Here is a 25,949-nt window from a genome sequence, read left to right on the forward strand (position 1 = left end):
TAGGGTACGAGTACCTTGGTGAACTATGAAGAATCATCAGGACGCGACGGCTGGTGACGCCGACAAGACGAGCCTCTAAAACAGCATCATTTTGTTTCCTATTAGCCCTTCGGCCTCACCCCCGACCTCCCCCCGTCCAGCGCAACCACCTGCCCGGTCATCCACGACGCCTCGCCGGACAGCAGGAAACGCGCCAGCGCCGCCACCTCCTCCGGCTCGCCGACACGCGGCAGCGGATGCAGTTCCGCCAGCGCCTGCGCGGTCTTCTCGTTGGCCAGCAACCCGGCGGCCAGGCCGGTGCGGGTCAGCGACGGGGCGATGGCGTTGACACGGATGCGCGGGGCCAGCTCGGCGGCCAGCGCCAGCACCAGCCCGTTGACCGCTCCCTTCGCCATGGCAATCGACGCATGCATCGGATAACCGTTCAGCGCCGCGACGCTGGAAAACAGCAGCACCGACGCGCCGGACTCGCAGCTTTTCAAAGCAGGCAGGGCCGCCTGCACCGCCAGCGCCGCGCCCAGCGCGTTCAGGCGATAATCGCGCAGGGCATCGGCTTCGGTCAGGCGGGCCAGCGACTTCAGCGTGATACTGCCGACGGCATAGACCAGCCCGGAAAGCCGTGGCCCGGCTTCGGCCTGTACCTGGGCGAACGATGCCGGTTCCAGCACATCCGCAACGGTGTAAGGCGCATCCAGTTCGGCGGCCAACGCCGCCAGCGGTTCGGCGCGGCGTCCGGCCAGGTGCACGCGGCGACCTTCGGCATGCAGCCGCCGCGCCAGCGCGGAGCCGATGCCGCCGTTGGCGCCGTAGATCAGGACAGGATCGGTCATGAGTATCTCCGAAGGTTTGCGACAGGATAACGGCCCCGGCGGAGAGCGCCAGGTAGTCAAGCCATGGACGGGATGCACCCGGCTACATCAGTAGCCGAACAACCCCACCAGGCCCGCGCCGGCCAGCAAGCCCACCACCAGCATGAACATCGGTTGCAGCAACAGCGAGGACGACGGGCGGTGCGCTTGGCTGACGACGGCTTCCAGTTGCTCCGTTTCCACATCCTGGGCGGCCAGCAGCACCTTGACCAACGCCTCGGTCATGGGTGAAGTGAACTTGTAGGGGTCGAACTTGCCCAGATGCTGTTCACGCAGGAACTGGCGGATTTCCCGGTCCAGCATGGCGTACTTCATTTCCCAATCCTGGAAGGCCCGCTCCCGGATCGGCAGGCGGCTGAGCACCCGCAGGTCGGTGTGGCGGTCGTCCTGCTGCAACTGCGCCAACAGTCGGTCAATGGCGGCTTCCTCGCCTTCCAGGCACTGGAAGAACACGCCGTTGGCGTAATACAGCGCGCCCACCAGATTGCGGCGCTGGTTGTTGATGCGGGACTGCGACAGGATCCCGGCGACCTGCTGGTCCATTCCATTGACCGTATAAGGTTTGAAGGTAGCTCTGCTGACGTAACACAAACGGATAAGCGACATGGCAACCTCGGCTAATCAGAAGGACAAAGACATGCGGCGGAGCACAGATGTCCACGAAATGTCCTATACAGATTAGAGAGATAGCGAACGGACTGTGTACCACAGATACTGAACAGCTTGTTTTTTGTGTAACCGGCGGGCGGCTTCAGCCCGCGCCGGACAACGGCGCGGCACCGAGCAAATCCTGCAGGCCCTTCGGCCTGCCCAGCACGAACCCCTGAATCAAGGTGCAGCCGAACTGCCGCAGGAAGCCGAACTGCGCGTCCGTTTCCACGCCCTCCGCAATCACCGGCACGCCCATGTGCCGCCCCAGGTCGAGAATAGTGCGGATGATCGCCTTGTCGCCGCGATCGTGGGGAATGCCGCGAATGAACGAGCGGTCGATCTTCAGGTAGGACACCGGCAGCTCCTTCAGCCGCGACAGCGAGGAATGGCCCATGCCGAAGTCATCCAGGCTGATCTTGAAACCCATCTGCCGCAACAGCGTCATCACCGGAACGGCCTTGTCGGGATGCTTCATCACCATGCCCTCGGTCATCTCCAGACACACATGCTGCGGAGCGATGCCGCAGGCCTCGGTCAGCGCCAGCAGTTCGGACGGCAGGCGGGCGTTGACGAAGTCCGGCGCGGCCAGGTTGATGCTGACCTGCAGGTCGGGGAAGCCGCCGCGCTGCAACCGCGCCAGATCACGACAGGCCTGTTCCATCACCCAGCGGCCGATCTGCAGGATCAGCCGGCTGTGTTCGGCGATGGGAATGAACACCTCCGGCGACACCAGCTCGCCGTTGCCGCGCCGCCAGCGGATCAGCGCCTCCACCGCCGCCATGCGCTGCCCCGAGCGGCCGAAATCGAACAGCGGCTGGTACTCCAGGAAGAACTCGCCCTTGATCAGCGCATGGTGCAGCTCGGCTTCCATCGTCAGCTGCTGCGCCAGCGAGGACTGCTGTTCGGCGAGATCGGCGGTGGCGCAGTCGGAAACGAAATTGAGGGCGTTACGGCCGCCCTGCTTGCTGCGGTACATGGCGGCGTCGGCGCTGCGCATCAGTTCCGCGCCGGTCCAGCCGTTGTCGGGAAACAGGCTGATGCCGACACTGGCCGAGACCGTCAGCTCCTGATCGCCGAACCAGAACGGGGTGACGGCGGCCCGCAGCACCCGTTCCGCCAGCAGCTTCAGCGCCGCCACCGATTCGGCGGGGCCAGTCACCATGGCGAATTCATCGCCGCCCAGCCGCCCCACCGCGCAGCCGGATGGGGCCAGCTGTTGCAGGCGCTGTGCGAATTCCCGCAGCACCGCGTTGCCGGCATCGTGGCCGAAGGCGTCGTTGATCGGCTTGAAGCGGTCGAGGTCGATGAACAGCACCCCGAACTGCGCGCCGTCGGCGGTGGCGCTGAGGCAGGCGGCGTCAAGAATCTGGTGGAAGCGGTTGCGGTTGTAGAGGCCGGTCAAATCGTCCACCTGAGACAGCTTGCGGATGCTTTCCTGCTGCTCCATGCGCTGCACCGCCTGCGCCACCAGTGCGCCGATCACGCCCGCCAGCGCGGGCAGCTGCGCCTCGCGCTGGCGGGCGTGCTTGCTGAAGAATTCCATGACGCCGGGACTGTGACGGCGGCCGTCCGGGGTCATGTACGACACCGGAAAGGCATAGCCGGATTGCAGGCCGCAGGCGCGCGCGCCTTCGCGGCGCAGGAAGTGGCGGTCGTTGGCCATGTCCTCGACCCAGGCGGGCCGGGCGGTGCGCCAGACATTGCCGATCAGCCCTTCCCCCGGTCGCATGCGCAACGCGCTGCTTTCGCGGGTGAAAGCACCCAGCGGGTACTCGGCGGCATGCCAGTAGTATTCGCAGGCCAGCCGATGCGCGCCCATCGGGTGCGGCTCCAGCGCCCAGTACGCGCCCCACTCCCAGCCCAGGTTCTCGCAGACCAGCTGGATGACCTTGGTGATCGCCTTGCCCAGCGAATTCGCGCCCACCAGCAGGCGGCTGGACTCCAGGCTGAAATGCTCGCGCATCTGTGCGTGGCGGGCCTGGGTCACATCCACTAGCACGCCGGTTTTCAGTCCGGGCAGCGACGGCGTCGGCGGCAAGGGTGTGAACCGAACCCAGCGCAGGCCGTCCAGCACATGAATGATGCGGCATTCGCAGTCGCCGCCGCTTTCCGCCTCACCATGAAGCACGGCGGGCAGCCGGACGCGATCGTCCGCCAGCACATGGGCCAGCGCCTGATCGGGGCGGGCATGCCAGCCGGACGCGACATCCAGCAGCCGTCCCGCGCCGGTCGACAGCAGCAACTGGCCGCTGCGCGTGTCCAGCCACCAGCGGCCGAATCCGGCCGCCTGCTCGACGGCGTCGGGGCTCTGGGCCTGTTTCAGCAAGGAGGCCAGGGCGGGCGGCAGCGAGGCGTCCGGTGCCGGAGGGAAGGGTTTCGCCAGTAACGGGGAGGAATGCATGAAATCGGACCCTGGAGTGAAAGCAACGCCAAGGGTTATGTCTAGCAAATTTCAGGCCGCTGCCGGTTTTGGATTTCAGATGAAGTCAATTACAATTCCCCGACAGGCAGGGCGCATCCGCTGCCCGCCCCGGTCATGGATGATGGATTCAAGTGACCTCCCGAAAACCGCACCCCGGAGGCCTTGTGTCCCGTTACCCCCATGCCCTGAAGATGCCGGCAACCCTGCTGGCCCTGTCCTTGCTGCTGAACGCCTGCGGTGGCGGTGATAGCGGTTCAACGAAATCCGCAGCCCCGTCAGACCCGATCTCCGGCAATTTCATCCCCACCCAGACCGGCGCCCGTTGGGTGTACCAGACGGCAGACAGCAGTAGCAATGCCCCGGAAGGCTCGACCTCCATCCAGGAAATTACCGGAAAGCGTCTGATTGCGGGTAATCCGGCCTACGATATGGTTTCGCATAATGCCGAAAGCGGAGATCCCGAATTTAACGCGTTTTTCAGCATTGCCAACCAGACCGTGTCTCTATGGGCTGAGGACGGGTCCACGCATGTTGACCTGATGCGGTTGCCGCTGCATATCGGCGACCACTTTGTGCAGACCGACGAGCCCGATCAGGATAGTGGTTCCGATTATGACGGCGACGGCATCAATGAGCGCATGTCTATCCACTACGAACTGACGGTGGCAGGTATGGAGGCCGTGGATGTCCCGGCCGGGCATTTTGGCCAAGCGCTCAAGATTGAAACCCGGGGGACTCAAACCCTGCATTACTCGCGGTCCGGCAGCAACCTCTCGATCACCTATGCCAGCCTTGACTGGTATGTGGACGGCATCGGCCAGGTAAAGTCGATGTCACAGACCCACTTCCCCGACCCCGCTTACGATTACGGGTTCAGCCAGCAACTGCTGGCCTACCGAATCGGAGAGCTTGGTTCGGACAAGGAACCTCCGCAACTGAGCCAATTGCTGCCTGCCGCCGACTCCACCCAGAGCGCGCTGCCCATTTTTTCAGCGGATTTCAGCGAGGACATGGATGGCGCATCGTTCAGAAACGACAATGTCCAGCTTCTGGACAAGAACAACCAGCCTGTCAGCGGTTATACCGCCTACGCGAAGCGGCGGCTGACCTTTACTCCTTCTGCACCGCTGGCCAGTGGGCGCTACACCCTGCGTATCCGGGGCAGCGTGACCGACCGGGTCGGCAATTCGCTGGGGACAGATATCGAACGCACGATCACGGCGGATGCCGACGCTCCCGCCCTGCTGTCCTCCATACCGGTGGATAATGCCACGATAGTGCCCCTGGACAGCCCGATCCTGCTCACCTTCAGTGAGGCAGTGGATCCGACGACGCTGGTGGTCCAGTTGCAGCGTGATGACAATTCGGAAAGGATTTTAGCGGACCAGACCGTAAACGGCTCCCGGGTTACCCTGAAACCCCGAGAAATGTTGCAGCGTGGAAAGCGTTATACAGTAAGAGTGAATAATCTGAGGGATCTGAACGGCAACGCGGCGGGATGGACACCTACCCTGAGCTTCACCGCCGACTCCGGTATGTTCCAGACGCCGGTCTATTTCCATACCGGCTCTTGGGCGGAAGCGGTGGCGGTGGGTGACCTTGACGGCGACGGGCGCAAGGATATCGTCATGACAACCGGTTTCGAATTTGACAATGCGAATGACTACACGCTGATGGTGTTCATGCAACAGGGTGACGGTACGCTGTCGGGCCCTACCCGTGTTCGCTTGAAAAGCACCTATGTCTGCAAAGCTACCTCAGTGGCTATTGCGAATATGACCGGCGACAGTCTGCCCGAAGTCGTGGTTGGTGAAGGTAATTGCGGTGTGGAAATCCTGTCACGTGACAGCGCCGGGCAATGGCAAAGCACGAAGCAGCTGGCCGGGACCAACGGCTACCAAATTCGCACTGCTGACTTCAACGGCGACGGCAAGACCGATATCGTCGGCGCGGGCAGGGGAACGGGCACGGTTACATTCTGGATGCAGTATTGGGGTGGATTTGGCGTCCGCGACTACGACATAAATCATAGCGGCCAGGAGGATTTGGCTATAGGTGATATCAACGGCGATGGTCGGATAGATCTGGCCGTGATCAGCGGGCAGGGCGACAGCGCCCTTGGCGTCATCCTGCAAAATCCAGATCGTAATTTCGGCACAGCCTTCTATCCGGACACCGGCGGCCGTAAGCTGAACTCAGGAACGATCGGCGATGTTAACGGAGACGGAAGGGACGACCTGCTGTTCACAGCGGGCGGCGACAGACCGGATTCCCTGCTCTGCATCCTGCAGCAGCAGGCGAGCGGGAAGCTTGGCACGCCGATGGTGCTGCCGAGTCAGGATATTTCCGGCAGTACTGTCACCGCCGATATGGACAACGATGGCCGCACCGATGTGATCATCGCCCACTTCGGCTGGGCCAGCGTGGGTCTGTTCCTCCAGTCTGCGACGGGACAGCTGGAGCCGGAAACCCTGTTCAATGCTCCCTACACGGCGGGGTACAACCCGCAGGGTATGGCGGTGGACGACGTCAACGGCGACGGTTTCAAGGATATCGTGCTGGCGGACTATAACGGGAATCTGGCGGTGCTTTACAACCGTCTGGGCTCGGTTCCGGCCATTACCAAGAGTCGCACCGGCACGCCGGTCAGCCGCCAACGCAAGAGTGCGCCGCTACCAATGCTGCACCGGCAACCGGCCAAGCTGCGGTGGCTGATGCCGCAGTAAGCGGATCGGGACGGAGCCTCCGCACTGCCGGAGGCTCCGTCGCTAAAACGCCCGCTTAGACCTCTACCATCCGCTGCCGCAGATAATCCGCCAGCGCCTTCAGCTCGGCGTCGCTCAGCGCCGGGATCATCTTGCCGAAGGTGGCCGTGCTTTGCGCCTTCATCTGCCCGCGCGCCACCGCCGCGCCCTTCTTCAGCAGGAAGCCCAGGTTCAGCCGGTCGACAAAGCCGTCAAAGAAATGGATCAGCGCCAGGTCGGTGAATTCGGCCAAGGCCTGCACCAGCACCGCCGCCTGCGCCTTGCCGCGTCCGGCGTCGATTTCTTCAAAGGCTTTCAGAAACCGGCGATGAAGATCGTCCGGCATCACAAAGCCGATGCGCGGCGGTTGTTGCGGCAGGTTCAGGAACACGGCGCGGATGAAGTCGGTGCGGCGGTCTACCTCGGTATTGCCGGGGCTGCCCAGCATTACCTTCAGCAGGCCGTGCATGGTGGTCTTGATGAAGCCGCCCAGCAGCAGCACCAGGCCGTGGCCCTGACCGCCCGCCGCCTGCATCGCCTGGACCAGCTTCAGTAGCAGGTGGTCGATGACATCGTCGGTGAGCATCGCAGCCAGCCGGTTGGATTGCGGGTACAGCGGCGCAGCCGATGGTTGCGCCAGCCGGGCCAGCAGGTCCAGGATTTCAGCCCGCACCGGCTCGGCGGGGAGGAAGCCGTAATACGCAGTCATAACTAACTCCTGAAATCAGACGGGCCTGGCGCCGCCCGCGCACCAGCTCAGAACCGGGCCGACAAGCTTTGCCAGGCCTCCCGTTGCGGGTCGGAACCGGAGGTCCATTGCGCATGGAGGTCGAGGATACGGCGTTGCTCGGACGGGCTTTTCACCATCGCCAGCACTTTCTCCGGCTCGGCCTCGCGACCCGGCCCGGACAGCACCAGCCGGGTGGCGCCGCCGCCCTTGGTACTGACGCTCTGCGGCGGCTCATGGAAAAAGATGCTGGCGCTGGAAATGCGCCAGCGTTCCGGAGCAATGATGTTAGGCGGAACCTCGGCGGCATTGCCGTAGGTGGCGGTCCACTCCACCAGCGGCGTAGCGGCGGCAATATTGTAGACGTAGTGATGGCCGTGGCCTTCCAGAACCGGGTTGAACGTTTCAATCAACGCCCCTTCCGCCGTTCGCGCTTCCACCCGGGCCTGATCCCCCAGCTCCACCGATGCCTCTGCCGAGGCATAGGGCAACACGTTGATCGTGGACTGGTCGATGTGCACCATCACCGGAATTCCCAGGCCATTGTAGACAGAGACCGTGGTGCTGAAGGACGTCGCCGCGCTGTAGCCCAGCACGGCGCTGACGATGCCGCCCGCCACCAGCAGCCGGGCGGTGCCCGGCAGGATGCCGTCGGCGGTCTGGAAGCGGCTCCACCAGTCCAGCTTCTTCTGGCGTTCGCGTTCCTGACCGACCAGAAGGCGGGCGTACTGGCCGGGCACGGCGGAGGGCGCGGGCGCGTCTCCGGCCGGTTCACCGCCATGAACAGCGCCGGCCACGCGGGCCTCGGCCAGCAGCAGCAGTTCCAGAGCGGCGGTGGCCAGGGCGTTGCAGGCACCGGTCACGCTGTCCGTCCAGCCGTCAATGACCCGCAGCCATTCGCCGATGTTGTGCTCATCGGGCGCCGACAGCTGGAACTCGCCCAGCATGGCGCTCCAGGACCCGGTATCCAGCCGGTTCTGCAGGCTGCTGTCCAGCCGAACCTGTCCCTTCTGCTGGTGGACCGCGGCCAGCGCGGCATGCAATGCCGCGGCGACTTTAACCAAGCGCTTGCGCTCGGCGTCGCTGACCTTGCCATCGGCGATGACCACATTGAAAACATTCGCCAGCAGGCCCTTGGCATCGGCCAGGTCGGCGGCGGTGTGCTCGGCAAAGTGCAGCACCTCGATGAGGCCCTGCAAGTATTGCCGCCAGCCGCCGCCAACCTGCTGGGCGGCGGCCAGGTGCGCGGTGCGGCAGTCACGGTCATGGGCCTGGATGCGCTGGCGCACTACGTCCGCCTCGGCGCTGACCCGCCGGATCAGGGCGGGCAGTTGCCGCCGGGTCACTTCCTGACCGCGATAGACCAGTCGTCCGCCCGTGGCCTGGAAAACCTTTTCCTGCAAGGCCTGCAGGGTCAGGCGTTCTTCATCCAGCTCGCGCAGGCGGGCCAGGTCATCGCCCAGCGATTCGGGATAGAGGACCGCGAGCGCCGCCTGGGCGTCCTTGCACTGCAGGTAGGCCCCGTACAGTTCGTCGTGACGCTGGGCGTGACGGGTCAGGGCGCGGCCCAGGTACGCGCCGCGATAGCGGGTGTCGTACTGTTGCAGGCCATAGCGCTGGTCGAGGGCGCGCAGGGTGTCTTCCGGGGTGGCGGGCTGCGCCTTCACATCATTGCCCACCAGCGTCGCCACCGCCTTGGTTTTCAGCCTTTCCACATGGTCGAACAACAGCCAGGCGCTGCGCTCGTCATGGGTGGAAGGCAGGTAGACCCGCTTGGCGTTCTCCTCGCGGTCGGACGAGGACGGATGGGTGGACCACATCTGCGGAGGCTGGGCGAAGCTGGTCTTGAAGACCCGGTGCTTGCCGTTGGCGCCGGGATTCACCGGCGGCACGCGACCATAGGTGTCATCGTTGAGAATGCTGGCGGTCTTGCCGATGATGCGGGTCTGCACCTCGAACAGGTCATGCGGCAGGCGGCCCTGGCCGATCTCCGACTCGGCGAAACGCAAGGCGCGGCTCCAGGCGTCATCCGCAGCCTGCAGCTTGTGCAGGGCATGCACCAGTTCATCGCTGCCGGTCAGGGACACCGCCACCAGATCCGCCTGGAATTCCATCTGCCGCGACAGCGAGCGCTGGGCCAGCACCACCACCCGCAGCAGCGCGTCCATCAGCGAGCGGATCGACCAGACGATCACCGACAGCAGCCAGCCGACCCAGGCCAAACGCAGGTCAAAGCGCGACAGGCCCTGCAGGAAGCCGTCGAGGGCGTCGCGGCGGGCAATGATCTGGGTAGCGATCTGCTGGGCGACATAGACCCAGCGGCCGATGGCCATGGAGCGCTGCGCGAAATGGCCGAATTCGTGAGCCAGCACCGCCTTCAGTTCACTCATGGTCAGCACATTCACCAGCGCCAGCCCGATTTCCAGGTTCTTGCGCGCCGGAAACAGCAGGTTGAACACCGACAGGTCTGAAAAGACAGCCGCGTTCACGCGCGGCGACAGGTAGACCTTGGCCGGTCGCGGCGCGCCGGCTTCATCCGCCAGCCGGTTGAGAAAAGCGAACAGCCGGGGCTGGCCGGTGGACGTCACCTCCACCGCATCCGGCGCACCGCCGCGCTGCAGGAAGAACAGCGCCTTCACCATGAAGATTGCCAGGAAGGCCGCGCCCGCGCCCATCACCAGACTGCCGATGCCATCCCCGCCGCTGGCCATGCCGTCACCCAGCAGCCGGTAGGCCGAATGCACGAACCAGCCCGCCAGGAACAGGTAAACGCCCAGAAATACGGCCAGGCTAAGGCCGGCCAGCCAGGCGCGGTGCTTGTAGGCGGTGGTGGGTCGGGTGAGATCGGCGGGAACATCGCCGGGGCCGGGGGGATAAAGATCGTCCATCGTGTTCTCCCTGTGATGGTATTTAAAGACGCCGCGGGCGGTCGCGCCCAAAAGGCCGGTGATCGGCATGGCCGGATTGGCATGATGACCCTGCCCGCATTATGGGCAAGGGGGTGACGGAGGGCAACCCGCGCGGCCGGTCCTAGCGCCGTCCCTGTCCATAGGCTTTCGGGGACATGCCGTATTGCTGGTGAAAGCGCCGGGTGAAGTGACTCGGATTGACATAGCCGACGGCATAGCAGACTTCGGTGACGCCACGCCCGGCCGCCAGCCATTCCCGCGCCCGTTCCAGCCGCCGCTGCTGGATGTATTCCATCGCCCCGCAACCCACCGCCGCGCGGAACTGCTCGTAGAACTTGCTGCGCGACATGCAGGCGATACGGCACAGGTGGTCGATTTCCAGCGGCTGGTCGAGGTGGTCGTCGATATGGCGCAGCACGGCGGTGAGCGCATGACGGGTGGGGTCGGTGGACGCGCAGGCCAGCAGGAACTGCCGACCCTGCTGCCGCAGCATGCGCGACAGCAGCTCGGTGACGCCCAGGTTCAGCACCAGGTCGCGATCGTCGTCCTGGCTGAGGAAGCTGTCGACGATGCGCACCAGCAGCCGTTGCGTCGCCTCGGTATGCCAGATGTGGAACATCCGGTCGCGCCGGGCGTCACGCTCGCCGAGGGCGGCGGGCAGCGGCTCGTCGCGGTTGAGCTGGTCGCAGACCTGGCGCAGGCGCTCGCGGCTGATGCCCAGCGTCAGACAGCTGGTCGGCGCGTCCAGCCGCGCTTCCGGAAAGTCGATTTCCACCGTCTCGCCCGCGCCCATCACGAAGGACTCGTGCGGCAGGAAGTCGGACTGGAACTGCTGTTGGCCGTGCAGCACCTTCTTGCCGGTGATCATGCCGCAATAGAGCACTTCCTCGGCATCCAGACGCACTTTCTCGGCGGGGGCGAAGGTATCGTAAATGGAGAGTTCGGCGCCGTGGCGCTCGTAGATGGTGCGGTTTTCCACCAGCTGCGCCGGGGTTTGCCGACGGCGGTTGAAGGCGGCGCGCGACGCCAGTCCGGAATCCAGCATGACGACCTCGGGACGAGGGTTATGGTTGTTATGGGTTCCGGGGAGTGTAGGCATGGCGGGAGGTGGTTGGCTAGCGCGGGGGGATGAGCGGCGGGTTTAGTCCCCTCTCCCCTTGGGGGTGAAGCCGGGGTTTCAAGCAGCAGCGCTGCTTGCCGGCTGGAACCTGAGGGGTGCAACCCGAAGGCTGGAGAGGGTTAGGGAGAGGGGTACGGCGGCGGCGCTTGAAGTGCCGGTGTGTTCCGGCTGCTTTCCGCACCCCTCTCCCCGGCCCTCTCCCCCAAGGGGAGAGGGGGTTTTGTCAGAAGAACCCCAACGGACTCGTCGAATAACTCACCAGCAGATTCTTCGTCTGCTGGTAATGCTCCAACGCCCGCTTGTGCGTTTCGCGGCCGATGCCGGATTTCTTGTAGCCGCCGAAGGCGGCGTGCGCGGGATAGGCGTGGTAGCAGTTGGTCCACACCCGTCCGGCCTGGATGGCGCGGCCCATGCGGTAGGCGCGGTTCATGTCGCGCGTCCACAGGCCCGCACCCAGGCCGAATTCAGTGTCGTTGGCGATGGCCAGCGCTTCCGCTTCGTCCTTGAAGGTGGTGACGCCCACCACCGGCCCGAAGATTTCCTCTTGGAACACCCGCATGTTGTTGGTGCCCAGCAGCAGCGTCGGCTGCACGTAGAAGCCCTTTTCAAAGCCGTTACCGACCTTGGCCACGTCGCCGCCCAGCAGCACCTTCGCCCCTTCCGCCTTGCCGACGGCGATGTAGCTCATGATGCGGTCGAACTGCTCGGCGGACGCCTGCGCGCCCACTTGCGTCGTCGTATCGAGGGGGTTGCCGCGGATGATGCGCTGCGAGCGTTCCACCACCAGCCCGATGAAGTCGTCGTAGATGCTTTCCTGGATCAGCGCCCGCGACGGGCAGGTGCAGACTTCGCCCTGGTTGAAAAAGGCCAGCGTCATGCCTTCGACGCATTTGCTGAGGTAATCGTCCTCGTGCTGCATCACGTCGGCAAAATAGATGTTGGGCGACTTGCCGCCCAGTTCGACGGTGCTGGGAATCAGGCTGTCCGCCGCGCAGCGCAGGATGTGCTGGCCGACGGGGGTGGAGCCGGTGAAGGCGATCTTGGCGATGCGCTTGCTGGTGGCCAGCGCCTGTCCGGCCTCCTCGCCCAGACCGTTGACGACGTTGACCACGCCCGGCGGCAGCAGGTCGTTGATCAGTTCCATCAGCACCAGGATCGAGGCCGGGGTCTGCTCGGCGGGCTTCAGCACCACGCAGTTGCCCGCCGCCAGCGCCGGGGCCAGCTTCCAGGCCGCCATCAACAAGGGGAAGTTCCACGGGATGATCTGCCCGACCACGCCCAGCGGCTCGTGGATATGGTAGGCGACAGTCTGGCCGTCAATCTCGGCCATGCTGCCTTCCTGAGCGCGGATACAGCCGGCGAAGTAGCGGAAGTGGTCGACGGCCAGCGGGATGTCGGCGGCCAGCGTCTCGCGCACCGCCTTTCCGTTGTCCCAGGTTTCGGCCACGGCCAGCATTTCCAGGTTCTGCTCGATGCGGTCGGCGATGCGCAGCAGGATGTTGCTGCGCTGGGTGACGGAGGTCTGGCCCCAGAGGGCAAAGGCGCGGTGGGCGGCGTCCAGCGCCAGCTCGATATCCTCGGCGGTGGAGCGCGGCACCTGGCAGAAGACCTCGCCGTTGACCGGGCTGAGGTTGTCGAGGTACTGGCCCTTGACCGGCGGCACCCAGCCGCCGTCGATGTAGTTCTCGTAGCGGCCCTTGAAGTGGATGACGGAGCCTTCGTGGTTGGGGTTGGCGTAGATCATGGTGGAACTCCCGGTTTGTTCTTGTGTCGGGGACAGGGACGGCCCGGTGATCCGGGTCTGCTATCGCCTAACGTAGGGAATTCGGGAGGGGGAAACTTGACTGGGCGTCTGGATCTGTTTGCCGGGCGTCCGGAAACGGACGCCCGGCGCGGACGGTCAGTCGAGGGAGGCGGTCATTTTGCGGAAAGCCGGTTGCCCGACCTGGTCGCGCATGTTGCTGAGCATGTGGAACAGCTGCTGCGGCACCAGCAGGTTGGCCAGCGACAGCGGCACCGCGCCGCCCAGGTCGGCGTAGCCGCGCGTGGTGACTTCCACCTGGCCCGCGCCCGCCGGACGGATGGTCCAGCCGCCCTGGTAACGGGTGATGCGCACCACGTCCGGCCGCACCGGCGCGCGGGCGTCGGTCACGGCCTCGCCCAGCAGGGTGAAGACGCCGTCCGCGGTGCGGGTGATGCGGGCGCGCACCACCACATCGCGGTCCTGCAAGGGGAACGGCAGATCCAGCTCCATGCGGAAGACCATGATGCCGGCGCTGTCGGGCGGGCTGATCACGTCAATGCGGTGGACATAGGGCGCCCACTGCGGCGCAATGTCCGGGTCCAGAATCAACTTGGCCGCCCCGGCCACGGTGCTGTTGAGGACGGTGGTGGCGCGGTAATTCACCGCCGGATTGCCCTCAGCCATATGCGTCCAGACGCGGATGCCCTGGCGGTCGAGCGCCAGTTTCGCGGGCGGCGCGACCGGTTCGGCCGCGTGGGCAGGCACAACCCCCGCCACGGCGATGAACGCGCAGAACAGTCCCTGTACCAGTCGTCCCCGGGTGGCGCGAGCCATGCGCATCGCACCGCCGGCAGCCGGCAGGGCCGGGGACGTGGTTGTACGAAGGATAGACAGGGCTTTCATCATCTGACTCCTGATCAGGTTCTCCTTTCATCATGCGCGGTTTGGGCGCAAAACTCTGTCGTCTTTCCGACACAGCGATCAGGAAACCGGGGGAGACAAAGCGACATCCAGCATCCGACCAGCCCCGGCAAAGCCATACGGGAAGTGCTAAGTATGAATACCACTTTTCATGCCCGTAGTACTTAAGGCAAGATCATGGCACGAAGCCGGGTAGAAGCCGGTAATCATTTATTCCAGATAACAAGGAGGTTCACACATTGTTCTCCCTCTTTTCAAAGTCAGCCAATATTCGAAAACAGATTGTGGAGGAGTTAAGAAACGACTCAAGTATCCGGGTTCGTTATGCACTGGCCATGAACACCCACTTGCCAGAAGCCTTCCGCCAGTCCCTGCTTGAGGAGGATGAACAGGTTGCCGACTATGACCCTTATGACTTTATTGAAAACCCACCAGAAGAGATGAGCTGCGCTGTTTGGCCGCCCAGAAAGCCAGATGTTTCATCTTCCCCGAATACGCCTCTTCCGGTACTACTTCGCTTGGCAAATGATGAGGATAACTACACAGCAGGCCTGGCGGTCCAAAATCCAGCCATGCCGGTAGACAAGCTTGAGGAGTTCGCGAGGAATCCAAAGTTTTTCATCTATATAGTCCGTAACCCTAATTGCCCGGTGTGGCTCCTGGAAAAATTCAGTCGCAGAAGCGAAGTTAGCTTACGGGGCGCCATCGCTGAAAACCCTTTTACTCCTGCCCATATCCTGGAGAAACTGGCTGAGAGTTACGAAGGCTGGGTGCAAAACAGTGTCGCGGCAAATCCTGCCACCCCCCTCGACTTATTAAAAAGGCTGGCGGAGCATCCCGAACCGGATATCCGGGAAAATGTGGCAAAGAACTCCGCCTTGCCCGTTACACTGATCAACAAGCTGTCCAACGATTCCGAGTATAAGGTTCGGCTACAGGTAGTCCGGAATCCGGTGACTCCGTTGCCTGTCCTGTTGGCATTAATGGAAGAAGAAGATGAAGTCATCTGGCGTGACGTGGCCTCGCACCCGGCAGTGCCGCCAGATCTATTGACTGCGTGGGCTGATAAAAATAATGAATATTTGCTAAGTGGTATCGCCGACAATCCACGCACTCCGCCCTCTGTTTTACTCAAGCTGGCGCGAAGTCACGCCAGGTATTCCGATCATATGCAAGTGAGTTTGGCCAACAACCCTTCTTCCACTAATGAGATCTTGGGCATTTTAATGAGCTATGGTGCGGAATATACCGCCAATATGATTGCGAACCACCCGCAGGCCAGCGCCGAGCTGCTTGCCAAACTAGTGGAGTTCGATGAGGACGATTGGAGTATCAGTCAATCACTAGCCCAGAATCCAACTACTCCGGCAGCAACTCTCGACATGCTGGCTGACGCCGACGATGAGACTGTCCGGCACCATCTTGCCTCCCGTAACGATATTTCTCTGAAGTCCCTGCAAAAGCTGGCTTCAGATGACAGTGAGACTGTTCGTGAAAGTGTGGCCCGACATATTCGACTGGCTGATTGAAGACCCATTGCCGGAGTGCTTGCATGAATCCCTTATTTACCAAGAATGATGACGCCTTGGCGCCAGTCTTCCTTAAACTGGCACAAGATCCCGATCCCGCCGTGCGCGAGGCCACGTCCCGGCATCCGCTTGCCACCCCCGAGGCGCTGACTCTTTTGGGAACCGATATTTATTATGATATCCAGGCGAACGTAGCGTCACATAACCGGACACCTGCCACGCTGCTGGAGCAGCTTGCCAGCCATCCGGATTATGAAGTACGTCAGGCAGCGGCCGGCAATGACACCCTTCCGCTACATTTACCAGAACAATTGTCAACGGATGAAGACTTCTCTGTCAGAACAGCTCTAGCTGCAAATGCCCTGACCCCGGCTGCCCTACTCGGGAGGTTGGCCTGTGATAGCCATCCTGAAGTCCGGGCCGCCGTGGCGTTGAATCCACAATGTCCGCCTGAAGTGATGATTTCACTGGTAACAGATGAGGATGACAGCGTGCGCTGGACATTGGCTCAAAACACCTCCATTCCAGTTACGCTGCTAAAATCCCTGTCGAAGGATAGCCACCGCTGGGTGCGCTGCTACGCCGCAGAAAACCCAGCCTGCCCGGAAGACTGTCTGGAAACACTGGCGGCAGATGACGTGTTGCAGGTCCGATACGATGTGGCTAAAAGCCAATATACTCCAGCAAGACTGCTCAAGCTCTTGGCCCACGATGCCGAGACCAAGGTGCGGGAGGCCGCCGCCGAAAACCCCAATGCACCACGGGATATACTGGAAATGTTAGCCGAAGACGAGGACGAGGAGGTCCGAGCTACCGTAGCAATGCACCCAAACGCTCCTGAGGCTGCACTGGCCCAACTGGCCCATGATGAAAACGAGGTTATCCGATACCATGTCGCCAAGAACCCAAAGACACCGGCTCCAATCTTGAAAGTACTTTGCCAAGATGATGATGATGATGTTGTGGAAGCGGCCATGCAGAACAGCCAGCTACCCTTGGATTTTTTGCTGCGGCTCTCCAAGAATGCCGACGATGATCTTAGTACCCGTATCTCCATGGCCTTGGCTAACCGCCCGGACTTGACCGAAGACATGATGTTGTCGTTGTCAGAACATCCTTTCTATGAAATAAGGCTCAATCTGGCGCTGAACACAGTACTGACCCCGGCAATCATGGAACGGTTTACCCGGGGCAACGACAATGACGTCCTAAAGTTTTTGATCTGGCGAGAAGATATTGCACCGGAACTGCTGGCGCATTTGGCTGAAACCGTTGAAAACCCTTTCAAACAAAGTATTGCCAGCAATCCTCAAGTGCGGGCTGATACGCTAGCCACATTAATGACCACTTATGAGAACGATGATGATGATATGCAGGGATTGATAGGATCAATGGCTATTAATCGGGAATTGCCTGCCGAATTTGCCCTTAAAGTACTTCAGTTGGGCAATGATAAAAACCGGCTCAATCTGGGGCGTTACCTGCGCATGAGGGATGAGGATCTGGATGAGGAGTGCAAGCGGGTAGTTGGCTTATAGATACGACTTTTGAGAAGACTCGCTGATAAGCGAAGGCACGACGACGCCAGCGTTGTCCTTCGCACTAGCGCATTGGCAATCACAGCAATTGCAGGTATGTTCTGACAGAACAAGAAGCTGCGCGCTGGAATGGCCATGCCCTACCTCTGCAACGACTGCGGCAACAAGTCCAGCCGCCAATTTCCCGGCGGCCGCTGTCCCGCCTGTGATTCCTTCAACATCAGGAACACCACGCCGTCCACGCGGCAGGCGATCAGGGAAAAGGAACCGAAGACGCTGCTGGAAATTGTGCTGCTGTGCCTGCTGTGGGGGGCGCTGGCCTACGGCGCGTGGGACCGCTACCTGCGCAAGGAAGAACCTGCCAAACCGGCCGCGCCCGCTGCCATGCCCAAGCTGCTCCAGGACAAGATCAAGACTGCTCCGGCGGAAGACTTCTGACGGGCGGCGGTTACAATTTCACCCTAAGCCGCCCTTAATCCAGGCCTGCTATGATCGGGGGGCCTTCATTACCCGATACAGCGAGTCTTCCGTGCGCGATTCCCTGGCCCACCGGCTGCAATCCGTCCTGTTCTTACTGCCGCTGACCATGGCTTCCGGCCTGGCCCTGGGCGCGGAAGATCCCGGGTGCACCACGTTCTATACCGCCAGCGACCCGCGTCTGTTCGACTTCATCCAGACCCGCAAGGCGGCCGACTTTACGCCGTGGCAGGGGCGCACCATCGGCCGCATCTCGCTGGTGACGCTGCCCATCTTCAACGAAGCCGACCCGCACGAGAACAATTTTGTCTTTCGCGGCCTGAACCGGCTGCACAAGCCGACGCGCGCCAAGACCCTGAACAAGCAATTGCTGATCAGGGAAGGCGAGCCGCTCAACGTCGACCACCTGCACGAAAGCGAACGCATCCTGCGCGGCGCGGGCTACCTGTATGACGCCATGATCGTACCCGAGCGCGCCTGCGGCGACCGCATCGACCTGATGGTGGTGGTGCGCGACATCTGGACGCTGCAGCCCACGGCCTCGTTCAAACGCACCGGCGGGCAGAACAGCACGTCCGTCGGCATTGTGGACGACAACCTGCTGGGCTTGGGCCACAGCCTCAGCCTGTCCTGGGACAAGAACGCCCAGCGCAGCGGCGTGGTGCTGAATTTCGACGGCCAGCACATGTTCGACGGCCGTACCGAGCTGGGGCTCGGCTACGCCAAGAATGATGACGGCCGCCGCAGCGACTTCACCCTGGACCACCCCTTCTACGCCTTCGATACCCGTTGGGCGGCCGGTATCACCGGCTTCGAGGACCAGCGCATCGAGACCGAGAGCGCCAACGGCATCACCACCAACCGCTACGATGACCGCCTGCAATACCTGGAAGTCTATGGCGGCCTGGCCAGTCAGGTGCAAAACCGCCAGGTGCGGCGCTGGCGCATCGGCATGACCTACAACAATGAAATCTACGACAACCAGGACGCGGCCTATACCGCGCCGCTGCCGGTCAACAAGCAGTTTGCCTACCCCTGGATCGAATACGAACGCCGCGAGGACGCCTTCGTCACCACCTCCAACCTGTCGCAGCTGTTCCGCAATGAGGACGTGAACCTGGGCGAGGAATGGCGCGTCCGTTTCGGGGCCACCACCCGCGCCATCCGCTCGGATACCGATGCGCTGGTGGCGCAGCTGGCCTATAACAACACCGTCAGTTTCGGCGCGCACCACCTGCTGCGCAACACGGTGGGCGCCAGCCTGCTTTGGGACGAAGACCGGAAGGCCTGGGAAAATTCGGTCTACGGGGCCGGCACGAACTACGATTATTTCATCGACGACAATAACCGCTGGCATGCCCGGGTGGCGGTGGATATCGGTGAAGGCTTGTCCAGCGACAACCAGCTGAAGGCGGGCGGCGATACCTTTCTGCGCGGCTACCCCTCCGGCTGGCAGCGCGGCGACCGGCGGGTGGTGGTGAATGTGGAGCGGCGGCACTTCTTCGACAAGCATGTCCTGAACCTGTTTCGCTTCGGCGCGGCGGCGTTCGCCGAGGCGGGCAAGGCCTGGGACTCCACCCATACCGTGATGCAAAGCAATACCGTGCTGACGGATGTGGGCATCGGCTTGCGGGCGAATTCGTCGAAGGCGCGGCCGAACCACGTGATGCATCTGGACTTCGCCATCCCGCTGACCGATCGCGGCACGGTGAAGAAATTCCAGTGGTCGCTGCAATCGCAGAGCAGCTTCTAGCGGCGGCTACTGCGGCAGCCGCTCGCCCAGCTTGACCTTGAAGCTTCGTTCCAGCGCCTCGATCGCCAGCCAGCGCCCGATTTCTTCCGGGTCGCGGAACGCCTTGTCGTTATAGATGGTCCACAACCGCGCCAGCGTGGCGAAGGCATGCGGCCGCTCCTCCAGCACGCAGGCGTCGCCCACGCGGATCGCGCCCGGCTGCAACACCCGGTAGTACCAGCCGACGCATCCCTGATCCTGCAGGAATTTGGCGACGCCGCGCTGATCCAGCAGCGCGTCGATCTTCCAGCAGGGACGGCGCGGGCGCGTGACTTGCAGCCGCACCCCGCCGATGCGGACAATATCGCCGATGCACACGCCGGCCTCGTCCATGTCGGACGCGATCAGGTTTTCCCCCAGCCCGCCTTCATAGACCGTAACGCCGGGAAAGGCTTGGCGGATCAACGCATAGACGCGCAGCGGCATCTGGTGCACCGCCTGGAACGGGCCGCCGTGGAAAAACGGGTCCGCCTGTTCATCGCCCGTCAGGCCGTCCGTGGTGACCATGGCCTGATCGACGGCGTATTTGTGGATGGCGCTGGTCTGTTCGCGGGCAAAGGGCATCGCCTCGCCGATCTGGAGACGGAGGACGCGGGCGGAAGACGGGAGTGCGGGCATGGGGGGCTGCTGTCGGGTTCGGCCGGAATCCCGATCATAGCCGATTGCCGGGCCGCCGCGCGGAAATGCGGAACGGGTTCAGGCCGGAGGCGACGCCTTGCGTTATCATCGTCTTTTCAGGGAAGCCGCAGGAGGATCGGGCCATGTCCGGCCACACCGTGATCAGTGACGACAACGCCGCCTTCATCCAGCAAGGCGTCTCCATCAATGTCGCCTCGCGCGACGTCCGGCACGTACCCTCGCTGACGCGGGCGCTGGCCTGCCGCCTGGACGGCGGCCGGGTGCGCATTTTGCTGCTGGCCTCGCAAGGCGGGGCGCTGCTGCGCGACATCGGGCGCTGCGGGCAGCTCGCCGCCGTCTTCAGCCAACCCAGCACCCACCGTACCTTGCAGGTCAAGGGTTCCGACGCCCGCCTCGACTCCCCCGATGACGCCGACCGCGCCTGCCTGGCCGCCACCGAGGAAGCCTTCGCCCGCGACTTGGCGCTGATCGGCTTCGACCGCGAATTCGTGCGCCGCATGTTCACGCATGAACCGGACGACCTGCGCGCGCTGGTCTTCACCCCCGCCGACGTTTTCCATCAAAGCCCCGGCCCGCGCGCGGGCGAACGCATCGCGGGGGGCGCATGAAACCCGGTCTGGACGCCATCCGCCACTGCCTGGAGGGCGCGATTCCCGGCGTGGTCGCCACCTGCGACGCCGACGGCGTCCCCAATGTTTCCTACGTGTCGCAGATCCACTACGCGGACAGCGCCCACGTCGCGCTGTCCTTCCAGTTCTTCAACAAGACGCGCGGCAACATGCTGGCCAACCCGCAGCTGACCGCCTACCTGATCGACCCGGAAACCGGCGGCCGCTACCGGCTGGCGCTGCTCTACCTGCGCACCGAGACCGAGGGGCCGCTGTTCCAGCGCATGAAGGCCAAGCTGGCGGGCATCGCCTCGCAGACCGGCATGGCGGGGGTGTTCCGGCTGCGCGGCGCGGATATCTGCCGCGTGCTGGACATCGAGCCGGTGCCCGCCGCCGAAGCGCCGCGCCGCCCGCCCGCCTGCAACCGGCTGTCGGCGCTGCACACCCTGATCGAACGGCTGGAAAACTGCCACGACATGGCCGGACTGTTCGAGGAAACCCTGGTCGGGCTGGAAGACTGCCTGGGCATCCGCCACGCCATGCTGATGATGGCGGACGGGCCGGGCCGCAAGCTGTACACGGTGGCCAGCCGGGGCTACGCCTGCTCCGGCATCGGCTCGGAAATCCCGCTGGGGGCGGGCGTCATCGGCGTCGCCGCCGAGCACCGCACGCCGATCCGCATCACGCACATGGCGGCGGAATACGGCTACGGCAAGGCGGTGTGTGAAGCGTTCGCCCGCGACGACCGCCAGCTGGAAACCGCCATCCCCTTCCCCGGCCTGCCGGAACCGCACAGCCAGATCGCGGTGCCGCTGCTGGCGGGCGGCCGCTTGCTGGGCGTGCTCTATGCCGACAGCGACACCGACCTGCGCTTCACCTACGACGACGAGGACGCGCTGAGCGTGCTCTGCCGCTTCGTGGCGCAGGCGCTGACCCGGCTGCGCGAACCCGCCGAAGCCGAGGCCGAAACCGACAGCGCCGCCGCCCGCGCCGAGCCGCCGGCGGCCAGCGTGCTGCCGGTGCGCTATTTTGCCGCCAACCAGAGCATCTTCCTGGGCGACGACTACCTGATCAAGGGCGTGGCCGGGGCCATCCTCTGGCGGCTGCTGCAGCTGTACACGCAGGAAGGCCGCCGCGAATTCAGCAACCGCGAGCTGCGGCTGGACCGCCATCTGCACCTGCCGGACATCGACGACAACCTGGAGGCGCGGCTGATCCTGCTGCAACGGCGGCTGGCGGAAAAGACCGACGCCCTAGCCCTGGTCAAGACCGGGCGCGGGCGCTTCCGCCTGGCGGTGCGGCAGACGCCGCAGCTGCTGGAGCAGCCGGCGGCGTCCTGAGCCGCCTAGACCCCCATCGCCAGTTGCAGCTTCTGCCAGTCCGGCGCGGGCAGCACCCCGCGCGCCAGCGCCAGCAGGCCGTCCAGCACCGGGCGCGGCGCTTCCTGGCGCACGCTGTCCAGCAGGCGGTGGCGCTCGCTGGGGTTGAAGGCGGTCAGCATCCACTGCATCGCCACCGCGTTCTCCTCGGGCGGAATCGACGCCACCAGCCGGTCGTGGATACCGATGATCTGCGCGTCGCTGTAATGCCGCCACAGCAGCGCGTTGTTGCGGCTTTCCTCCTCGTCCATGTGCGCCAGGTTGTCGGCGACAAACAGCGCCAGCTTGCGGTACAGCGCCGCCAGCACGCCCTCGCGCGCACCGGGTTCGCAGGCCCGGGCCCGATCGGCCAGTTCGCGCAGCTCCCAGATCAGGGTCATGTGCTCGCGGTGGTGGGCGTCCATGCTGTCCGCCGAGCCGGGGACCGCCGCCTGCATCGCCGGGTGGATGAAGGTGTTCTCGTGGTGCAGGTGGCTTTCACAGAAGTCGAGCAGGCCGTCCAGCTCGGCCATCGTCCGGTGCAGGTCGGCGTAGACCTCGAAATCGACGCGGCCGACCTGGAGCAGGGTTTCGGCGAGATAGGCGCGCAGGCCCTTGTGGATGAAACGGTAGATATCAAAACGCGGTGCGGACATGACGGGTACTCCCTGAGGTTGATGGAGACAGCGTATCCGGCCCGGCCGACGCCGTTTGCTAAATGATCTCTAAGAACATCCTAAGAATTCCCTAAAACGTCGCCGACGAAGCGCGCTTGACACCCCGGCTTCTCCCTCCTACCATAAATGAATGAACGTTCATTCCGTTACCGGCAATCACGCCGGTCTACGGGGAACGCTTCCGCCGCGCACGCGGCATCACCGCCTGTTTCCGGAGAACCGACCATGTCCGTCGCCCCAAACCGCACCGTGCTGTACTTCCCCGCCGTGGCCTATGACCTGATCCAGCTGGCCATGTTTCCCCTGAACTACGCCATCGGCGGCCTGTGCTACCTGCAGCCGGGACAGTCGGAATGGAACGGCGACGGCTTTGCCGCGCAGGATGTCAGCGGCAGCGGCAAGTCGCTGGAGCTGCTGAAGCAGGAACTGCTGGGCGGGGCCGACATCGCCTTCAACGAACAGGACCTGGTGCGGCTGTATGACGCCCTGCCCGCCGTCAGCGCCCGCGACCACCTGATCGGCCGCACCTGGAAGGGCCGCATCGTCCGCACCGGTGGTTCGGTGCTGGACCTGGCGGAATGGGCGATCGTGCGGCCGCTGTCGAAACTGGGGCTGGCCTGGGGCAAGCGCTACCGCAGCGCCGACCAGGGCGACCCGCTGCTGTTCAACTGGAAGGGCCGGGTCTATTCGCCGGTGCCGCTGTGGGGCAATGTCGGCATGACCGACATCCGCTGGCGCGGCGAAACCACCGCCACCATGAACTACGACCACCAGCCGTGGAAGGACTACTTCAAGCTGCTGAGCGATGAAAACGGCCGGGTGGTGCTGCTGGGCGTGTGGACGCACAAGCACATTGCCGGCGGCTGGTTCACGCTGACGCTGGACGCGGAAACGCCGACCAGGGCCTGAGGCCTCAGGCCGGTTCCGGGCGGTGGCAGACCACGCAGAGCTTGTGGCCGTCCGGATCGCGGAAATACGCGCCGTAGTAATGGGGATGGTAGTGCGGACGCAGGCCGGGCGCGCCTTCGTCCGCACCGCCGAGACTCAGGGCCAGCGCATGCAGGCGGTCGACCGTGGCGCGGTCCGGGGCCAGCAGCGCCGTCATCTGGCCGTTGCCGGCCGCGGCGGCCTCCCCGTCGAAGGGTCGGCCGATGACGAACAGCGGCCTTGCCCCCGGCGACGGCTCCCAGGCCGCCCACGGCCGCGACGGCTCGCAGAAGCGTTCGCGGTGACCCAGCGCCGCCATCAGCGGCCGGTAGAAGGCCAGCGCCCGCCCGAAATCGTTGGTGCCGAGAAAGACATGGGAAATCATCACGTTTCTCCATCAACCGCTCAGGAATCAAGACTGTAGGCCGCCGCCGCGCTGGCCACCCGGCCGTTTGCGTCGAAGAAAAAGGTTTCCGCCACCAGACCGCGATGCCCCCGGTAATACAGCGTCAGGCAGTCCGCGCCCAGCAGCACGTCGCACAACTCGAAACGCAACTGCGGCAGGCGTTGCAGCGCCGCCGCCCAGTAGGCGCGCACCGCCGCCTTGCCCTGCAGCTGCCCGGAGGGGTCGCCGGTGACGATAGTGATCATCGGCGAGCGGAAGCTGAAATCATCACGGTAGTGCGCCAGCACGCGGTCAAGATCGTGGGCGTTCCAGGCGGCCATCCACTCCGCCGCAAAACGGCGGGCGAAGGCGTCATCAATCACACAGGGGGCATTCATCACGGCTTTCCTCCATCACAAGGGTCACGGGACAAGCATGCCACGGATCAGCGGCCGTAGGTGGTCTTCAGCACCGCCGAGCCCAGCCGGTTCATGTGGATCAGGAAACCGATCAGCGCGGGCGAGGCGTCGGGCGGCGCGGGCAGCGTCTCCACCTTCAGCGCATGCACGGTGAGGATATAGCGGTGCTTGCCCGCCCCGGCCGGCGGACAGGCGCCGCCAAAGCCGGGCGCGCCGAAATCGGTGCGGCCCTGCACCGCCCCGGCGGGCAGCCGGCCGCCGTCGGCGGCACCGGCATCGGCGGGCAAGCCCCCGGCGGTGGCGGGAATGTTGTAGACCACCCAGTGCCACCAGCCCGAGCCGGTGGGCGCGTCCGGATCGTAGAGGGTGACGGCGAAGCTCTTGGTGCCTGCGGGGGCGTCGGCCCAGTGCAATTCCGGTGAGCGGTTGCCGCCGTCGCAGCCGAAGCCGTTGAAGACATGCAGCGACGGCAGCGGCGTCTTCGGGTTGAAGGTGGGGCTGTCGACGCGGAAGGCGGCCTGGGCCAGCCCGGCGGCCAGCAGCAGGACAGGGAACAGGAGGGAACGGTTCATGAGGCGACTCCGGTATTCAGGGGGAACACCGTCAGGATGCCGCCGGAAGGCGCGCCGCCGTTATCCGCTTTCCGTCAGTCCTTGTGCATCTTCTTTCAGGTTGGCGCGCACCAGCGACGGCGGCACTCCCCAACGCTCCTGGAAGGCGGCGCTGAAGCGGCTGTGCGACTGCCAGCCGCATTGCTGCGCCACCTCGCCCACCGGCAGGCCGGTGGTCTGCAACAGGCCGAGCGCGGTTTCCAGCCGTACCTCGCGCACCAGCGCCGCCAGCGTCACGCCGCTGCCGTCCAGACGGCGGCGCAGGGTGGATTCGCTGGCATGGAAGGCCGCCGCCAGCGCGGGCACATCCCAGTCGGCATGAGGCCGTTGCGCCACCAGTCGCCGCACCCGTTCCGGCCACGACAGTTCTTCCGCCGCCGCGAAGCGGCAACCGCGCTGCGCCAGCAACAGCAGCACCTCGATCAGCCGGTGACGGTGCAGGCGTGAAGCCAGCGGCCGGGGCTCGGCGGGCGGCAGGATGCGTTGCAGGGCGTCCCGTAATTCATCGTCCACGGCCAGCACCTGCGCCGACGTCGCTGCCGGCAGATCCGTCGGGGCCTCGGCGGCGAATTCGCGCAACAGCGGCGCGGGAAAGGCCACCGCCAGCGCCCGGTAGGCGCGGCGGTCGCGCGGGTCGTTGGTGACATCCCACTGCGTGCCGCGCGCGATGGCGACGCCCTGCCCCTCGCCGATCTCCAGCGCCGCGCCGGGCCGGTGCAGGCGCTTGAGACCGGCGGTGACGGCGATGAAGGCGTCATCGCGGATGGTGAGGGTGCGCAGGGTGTAGGCGTCGGTGGCGACAATGCGCGCGCCGTACGGCAGTTCCGGACTCATCAGGGGCCTCTCCTTCACCGCGCCGCCGGAAATGGCGGCGCGGCGCGG

Annotated in this window: 22 protein-coding genes; 8 read left to right on the forward strand and 14 right to left on the reverse strand. The window is 64.2% G+C overall.

The window, feature by feature from the left end; genetic code table 11:
• Window positions 1-101: 101 nt before the first annotated feature.
• The 3 genes from EV700_RS04685 to EV700_RS04695 all read right to left on the reverse strand — a co-directional run bounded on the left by EV700_RS04685 (window position 102) and on the right by EV700_RS04695 (window position 3,921).
• Window positions 102-830, reverse strand: a complete 729-nt coding sequence (locus tag EV700_RS04685) for an SDR family NAD(P)-dependent oxidoreductase (RefSeq protein WP_130411176.1) — start codon at window positions 828-830, stop codon at window positions 102-104.
• Window positions 831-917: 87 nt separating this feature from the next.
• Complete coding sequence (locus tag EV700_RS04690; RefSeq protein WP_130411177.1) at window positions 918-1,475, reverse strand: BLUF domain-containing protein; 558 nt, start codon at window positions 1,473-1,475, stop codon at window positions 918-920.
• A 145-nt stretch (window positions 1,476-1,620) separates the two neighbouring features.
• Window positions 1,621-3,921, reverse strand: coding sequence for a putative bifunctional diguanylate cyclase/phosphodiesterase (locus EV700_RS04695; protein ID WP_130411178.1), 2,301 nt, complete (start codon window positions 3,919-3,921; stop codon window positions 1,621-1,623).
• Window positions 3,922-4,106: 185 nt separating this feature from the next.
• Between EV700_RS04695 and EV700_RS04700 the strand changes: the two genes are divergently transcribed.
• On the forward strand, window positions 4,107-6,668 hold the full coding sequence (locus EV700_RS04700) for an FG-GAP-like repeat-containing protein (protein ID WP_130411179.1): 2,562 nt from the start codon (window positions 4,107-4,109) through the stop codon (window positions 6,666-6,668).
• Window positions 6,669-6,723: 55 nt separating this feature from the next.
• Here the strand turns inward: EV700_RS04700 and EV700_RS04705 are convergent, their stop codons facing one another.
• The 5 genes from EV700_RS04705 to EV700_RS04725 all read right to left on the reverse strand — a co-directional run bounded on the left by EV700_RS04705 (window position 6,724) and on the right by EV700_RS04725 (window position 14,089).
• On the reverse strand, window positions 6,724-7,395 hold the full coding sequence (locus tag EV700_RS04705; RefSeq protein WP_130411180.1) for a hypothetical protein: 672 nt from the start codon (window positions 7,393-7,395) through the stop codon (window positions 6,724-6,726).
• Window positions 7,396-7,442: 47 nt separating this feature from the next.
• Window positions 7,443-10,301 (reverse strand): M48 family metallopeptidase, encoded by a 2,859-nt coding sequence (locus tag EV700_RS04710; RefSeq protein ID WP_130411181.1) that lies wholly within the window; start codon window positions 10,299-10,301, stop codon window positions 7,443-7,445.
• Window positions 10,302-10,443: 142 nt separating this feature from the next.
• A complete protein-coding gene (locus tag EV700_RS04715; protein ID WP_130411182.1) occupies window positions 10,444-11,367 on the reverse strand; it encodes an AraC family transcriptional regulator in 924 nt (307 codons plus the stop codon).
• A 298-nt stretch (window positions 11,368-11,665) separates the two neighbouring features.
• Window positions 11,666-13,186: an acetaldehyde dehydrogenase ExaC gene (gene exaC / locus EV700_RS04720; RefSeq protein ID WP_130411184.1), complete on the reverse strand. Its 1,521-nt coding sequence runs from the start codon at window positions 13,184-13,186 to the stop codon at window positions 11,666-11,668.
• Between the two features lie 156 nt (window positions 13,187-13,342).
• Window positions 13,343-14,089 (reverse strand): START domain-containing protein, encoded by a 747-nt coding sequence (locus EV700_RS04725; RefSeq protein ID WP_165391334.1) that lies wholly within the window; start codon window positions 14,087-14,089, stop codon window positions 13,343-13,345.
• Between the two features lie 257 nt (window positions 14,090-14,346).
• Here EV700_RS04725 and EV700_RS04730 point away from each other — a divergent pair, with 257 nt between their 5' ends.
• The 4 genes from EV700_RS04730 to EV700_RS04745 all read left to right on the forward strand — a co-directional run bounded on the left by EV700_RS04730 (window position 14,347) and on the right by EV700_RS04745 (window position 19,404).
• On the forward strand, window positions 14,347-15,636 hold the full coding sequence (locus EV700_RS04730; protein WP_130411188.1) for a hypothetical protein: 1,290 nt from the start codon (window positions 14,347-14,349) through the stop codon (window positions 15,634-15,636).
• 23 nt (window positions 15,637-15,659) lie between these two features.
• Window positions 15,660-17,174: a hypothetical protein gene (locus EV700_RS04735; RefSeq protein WP_130411190.1), complete on the forward strand. Its 1,515-nt coding sequence runs from the start codon at window positions 15,660-15,662 to the stop codon at window positions 17,172-17,174.
• Between the two features lie 135 nt (window positions 17,175-17,309).
• Window positions 17,310-17,612, forward strand: coding sequence for a hypothetical protein (locus tag EV700_RS04740; protein WP_130411192.1), 303 nt, complete (start codon window positions 17,310-17,312; stop codon window positions 17,610-17,612).
• Between the two features lie 91 nt (window positions 17,613-17,703).
• A complete protein-coding gene (locus EV700_RS04745) occupies window positions 17,704-19,404 on the forward strand; it encodes a BamA/TamA family outer membrane protein (RefSeq protein ID WP_130411194.1) in 1,701 nt (566 codons plus the stop codon).
• A gap of 6 nt (window positions 19,405-19,410) precedes the next feature.
• Here EV700_RS04745 and EV700_RS04750 read toward each other — a convergent pair whose 3' ends face one another.
• Window positions 19,411-20,061, reverse strand: a complete 651-nt coding sequence (locus EV700_RS04750) for an MOSC domain-containing protein (protein ID WP_130411196.1) — start codon at window positions 20,059-20,061, stop codon at window positions 19,411-19,413.
• A gap of 143 nt (window positions 20,062-20,204) precedes the next feature.
• Between EV700_RS04750 and EV700_RS04755 the strand changes: the two genes are divergently transcribed.
• Together EV700_RS04755 and EV700_RS04760 are read left to right on the forward strand one after the other, a co-directional pair.
• On the forward strand, window positions 20,205-20,690 hold the full coding sequence (locus tag EV700_RS04755; protein ID WP_130411198.1) for a hypothetical protein: 486 nt from the start codon (window positions 20,205-20,207) through the stop codon (window positions 20,688-20,690).
• Complete coding sequence (locus EV700_RS04760; protein WP_130411200.1) at window positions 20,687-22,030, forward strand: GAF domain-containing protein; 1,344 nt, start codon at window positions 20,687-20,689, stop codon at window positions 22,028-22,030. Before EV700_RS04755 ends, EV700_RS04760 begins: the two co-directional genes overlap by 4 nt.
• A gap of 5 nt (window positions 22,031-22,035) precedes the next feature.
• Here the strand turns inward: EV700_RS04760 and EV700_RS04765 are convergent, their stop codons facing one another.
• Window positions 22,036-22,704, reverse strand: a complete 669-nt coding sequence (locus EV700_RS04765; protein WP_130411202.1) for a hemerythrin domain-containing protein — start codon at window positions 22,702-22,704, stop codon at window positions 22,036-22,038.
• A 246-nt stretch (window positions 22,705-22,950) separates the two neighbouring features.
• On the opposite strand from EV700_RS04765, the gene EV700_RS04770 reads away from it, so the two are divergent.
• Entirely contained in the window at window positions 22,951-23,634 is a 684-nt protein-coding gene (locus tag EV700_RS04770) for a DUF4334 domain-containing protein (RefSeq protein WP_165391335.1), read from the forward strand.
• Window positions 23,635-23,638: 4 nt separating this feature from the next.
• On the opposite strand, the gene EV700_RS04775 is transcribed toward EV700_RS04770, so the two are convergent.
• Genes EV700_RS04775 through EV700_RS04790 form a run of 4 tightly spaced genes read right to left on the reverse strand, consistent with a single transcriptional unit; the run spans window position 23,639 to window position 25,901 of the window.
• Window positions 23,639-24,037: a VOC family protein gene (locus EV700_RS04775; protein ID WP_130411206.1), complete on the reverse strand. Its 399-nt coding sequence runs from the start codon at window positions 24,035-24,037 to the stop codon at window positions 23,639-23,641.
• Window positions 24,038-24,057: 20 nt separating this feature from the next.
• Window positions 24,058-24,435 carry a nuclear transport factor 2 family protein gene (locus EV700_RS04780; RefSeq protein ID WP_207224575.1) on the reverse strand — a complete coding sequence of 126 codons (378 nt, stop codon included), beginning with the start codon at window positions 24,433-24,435 and terminating at the stop codon, window positions 24,058-24,060.
• 47 nt (window positions 24,436-24,482) lie between these two features.
• Window positions 24,483-25,028, reverse strand: a complete 546-nt coding sequence (locus EV700_RS04785) for a YbhB/YbcL family Raf kinase inhibitor-like protein (RefSeq protein WP_130411208.1) — start codon at window positions 25,026-25,028, stop codon at window positions 24,483-24,485.
• 60 nt (window positions 25,029-25,088) lie between these two features.
• Window positions 25,089-25,901, reverse strand: coding sequence for a helix-turn-helix transcriptional regulator (locus EV700_RS04790; RefSeq protein WP_130411210.1), 813 nt, complete (start codon window positions 25,899-25,901; stop codon window positions 25,089-25,091).
• Between the last annotated feature and the right edge of the window lie 48 nt (window positions 25,902-25,949).

Origin of the sequence: Fluviicoccus keumensis (genome assembly GCF_004217445.1) — a bacterium.
Taxonomy (GTDB): Bacteria; Pseudomonadota; Gammaproteobacteria; order Pseudomonadales; family Moraxellaceae; genus Fluviicoccus; species Fluviicoccus keumensis.

Bases quoted from the DNA above. Each gene is read 5' to 3' on its own strand.
- EV700_RS04685 (WP_130411176.1), bottom strand. From the start codon at position 830: ATGACCGATCCTGTCCTGATCTACGGCGCCAACGGCGGCATCGGCTCC.
- EV700_RS04690 (WP_130411177.1), bottom strand. From the start codon at position 1,475: ATGTCGCTTATCCGTTTGTGTTACGTCAGCAGAGCTACCTTCAAACCT.
- EV700_RS04695 (WP_130411178.1), bottom strand. From the start codon at position 3,921: ATGCATTCCTCCCCGTTACTGGCGAAACCCTTCCCTCCGGCACCGGAC.
- EV700_RS04705 (WP_130411180.1), bottom strand. From the start codon at position 7,395: ATGACTGCGTATTACGGCTTCCTCCCCGCCGAGCCGGTGCGGGCTGAA.
- EV700_RS04710 (WP_130411181.1), bottom strand. From the start codon at position 10,301: ATGGACGATCTTTATCCCCCCGGCCCCGGCGATGTTCCCGCCGATCTC.
- EV700_RS04715 (WP_130411182.1), bottom strand. From the start codon at position 11,367: ATGCTGGATTCCGGACTGGCGTCGCGCGCCGCCTTCAACCGCCGTCGG.
- exaC (WP_130411184.1), bottom strand. From the start codon at position 13,186: ATGATCTACGCCAACCCCAACCACGAAGGCTCCGTCATCCACTTCAAG.
- EV700_RS04725 (WP_165391334.1), bottom strand. From the start codon at position 14,089: ATGAAAGCCCTGTCTATCCTTCGTACAACCACGTCCCCGGCCCTGCCG.
- EV700_RS04735 (WP_130411190.1), top strand. From the start codon at position 15,660: ATGAATCCCTTATTTACCAAGAATGATGACGCCTTGGCGCCAGTCTTC.
- EV700_RS04740 (WP_130411192.1), top strand. From the start codon at position 17,310: ATGCCCTACCTCTGCAACGACTGCGGCAACAAGTCCAGCCGCCAATTT.
- EV700_RS04750 (WP_130411196.1), bottom strand. From the start codon at position 20,061: ATGCCCGCACTCCCGTCTTCCGCCCGCGTCCTCCGTCTCCAGATCGGC.
- EV700_RS04755 (WP_130411198.1), top strand. From the start codon at position 20,205: ATGTCCGGCCACACCGTGATCAGTGACGACAACGCCGCCTTCATCCAG.
- EV700_RS04760 (WP_130411200.1), top strand. From the start codon at position 20,687: ATGAAACCCGGTCTGGACGCCATCCGCCACTGCCTGGAGGGCGCGATT.
- EV700_RS04765 (WP_130411202.1), bottom strand. From the start codon at position 22,704: ATGTCCGCACCGCGTTTTGATATCTACCGTTTCATCCACAAGGGCCTG.
- EV700_RS04770 (WP_165391335.1), top strand. From the start codon at position 22,951: ATGTCCGTCGCCCCAAACCGCACCGTGCTGTACTTCCCCGCCGTGGCC.
- EV700_RS04775 (WP_130411206.1), bottom strand. From the start codon at position 24,037: ATGATTTCCCATGTCTTTCTCGGCACCAACGATTTCGGGCGGGCGCTG.
- EV700_RS04780 (WP_207224575.1), bottom strand. From the start codon at position 24,435: ATGAATGCCCCCTGTGTGATTGATGACGCCTTCGCCCGCCGTTTTGCG.
- EV700_RS04785 (WP_130411208.1), bottom strand. From the start codon at position 25,028: ATGAACCGTTCCCTCCTGTTCCCTGTCCTGCTGCTGGCCGCCGGGCTG.
- EV700_RS04790 (WP_130411210.1), bottom strand. From the start codon at position 25,901: ATGAGTCCGGAACTGCCGTACGGCGCGCGCATTGTCGCCACCGACGCC.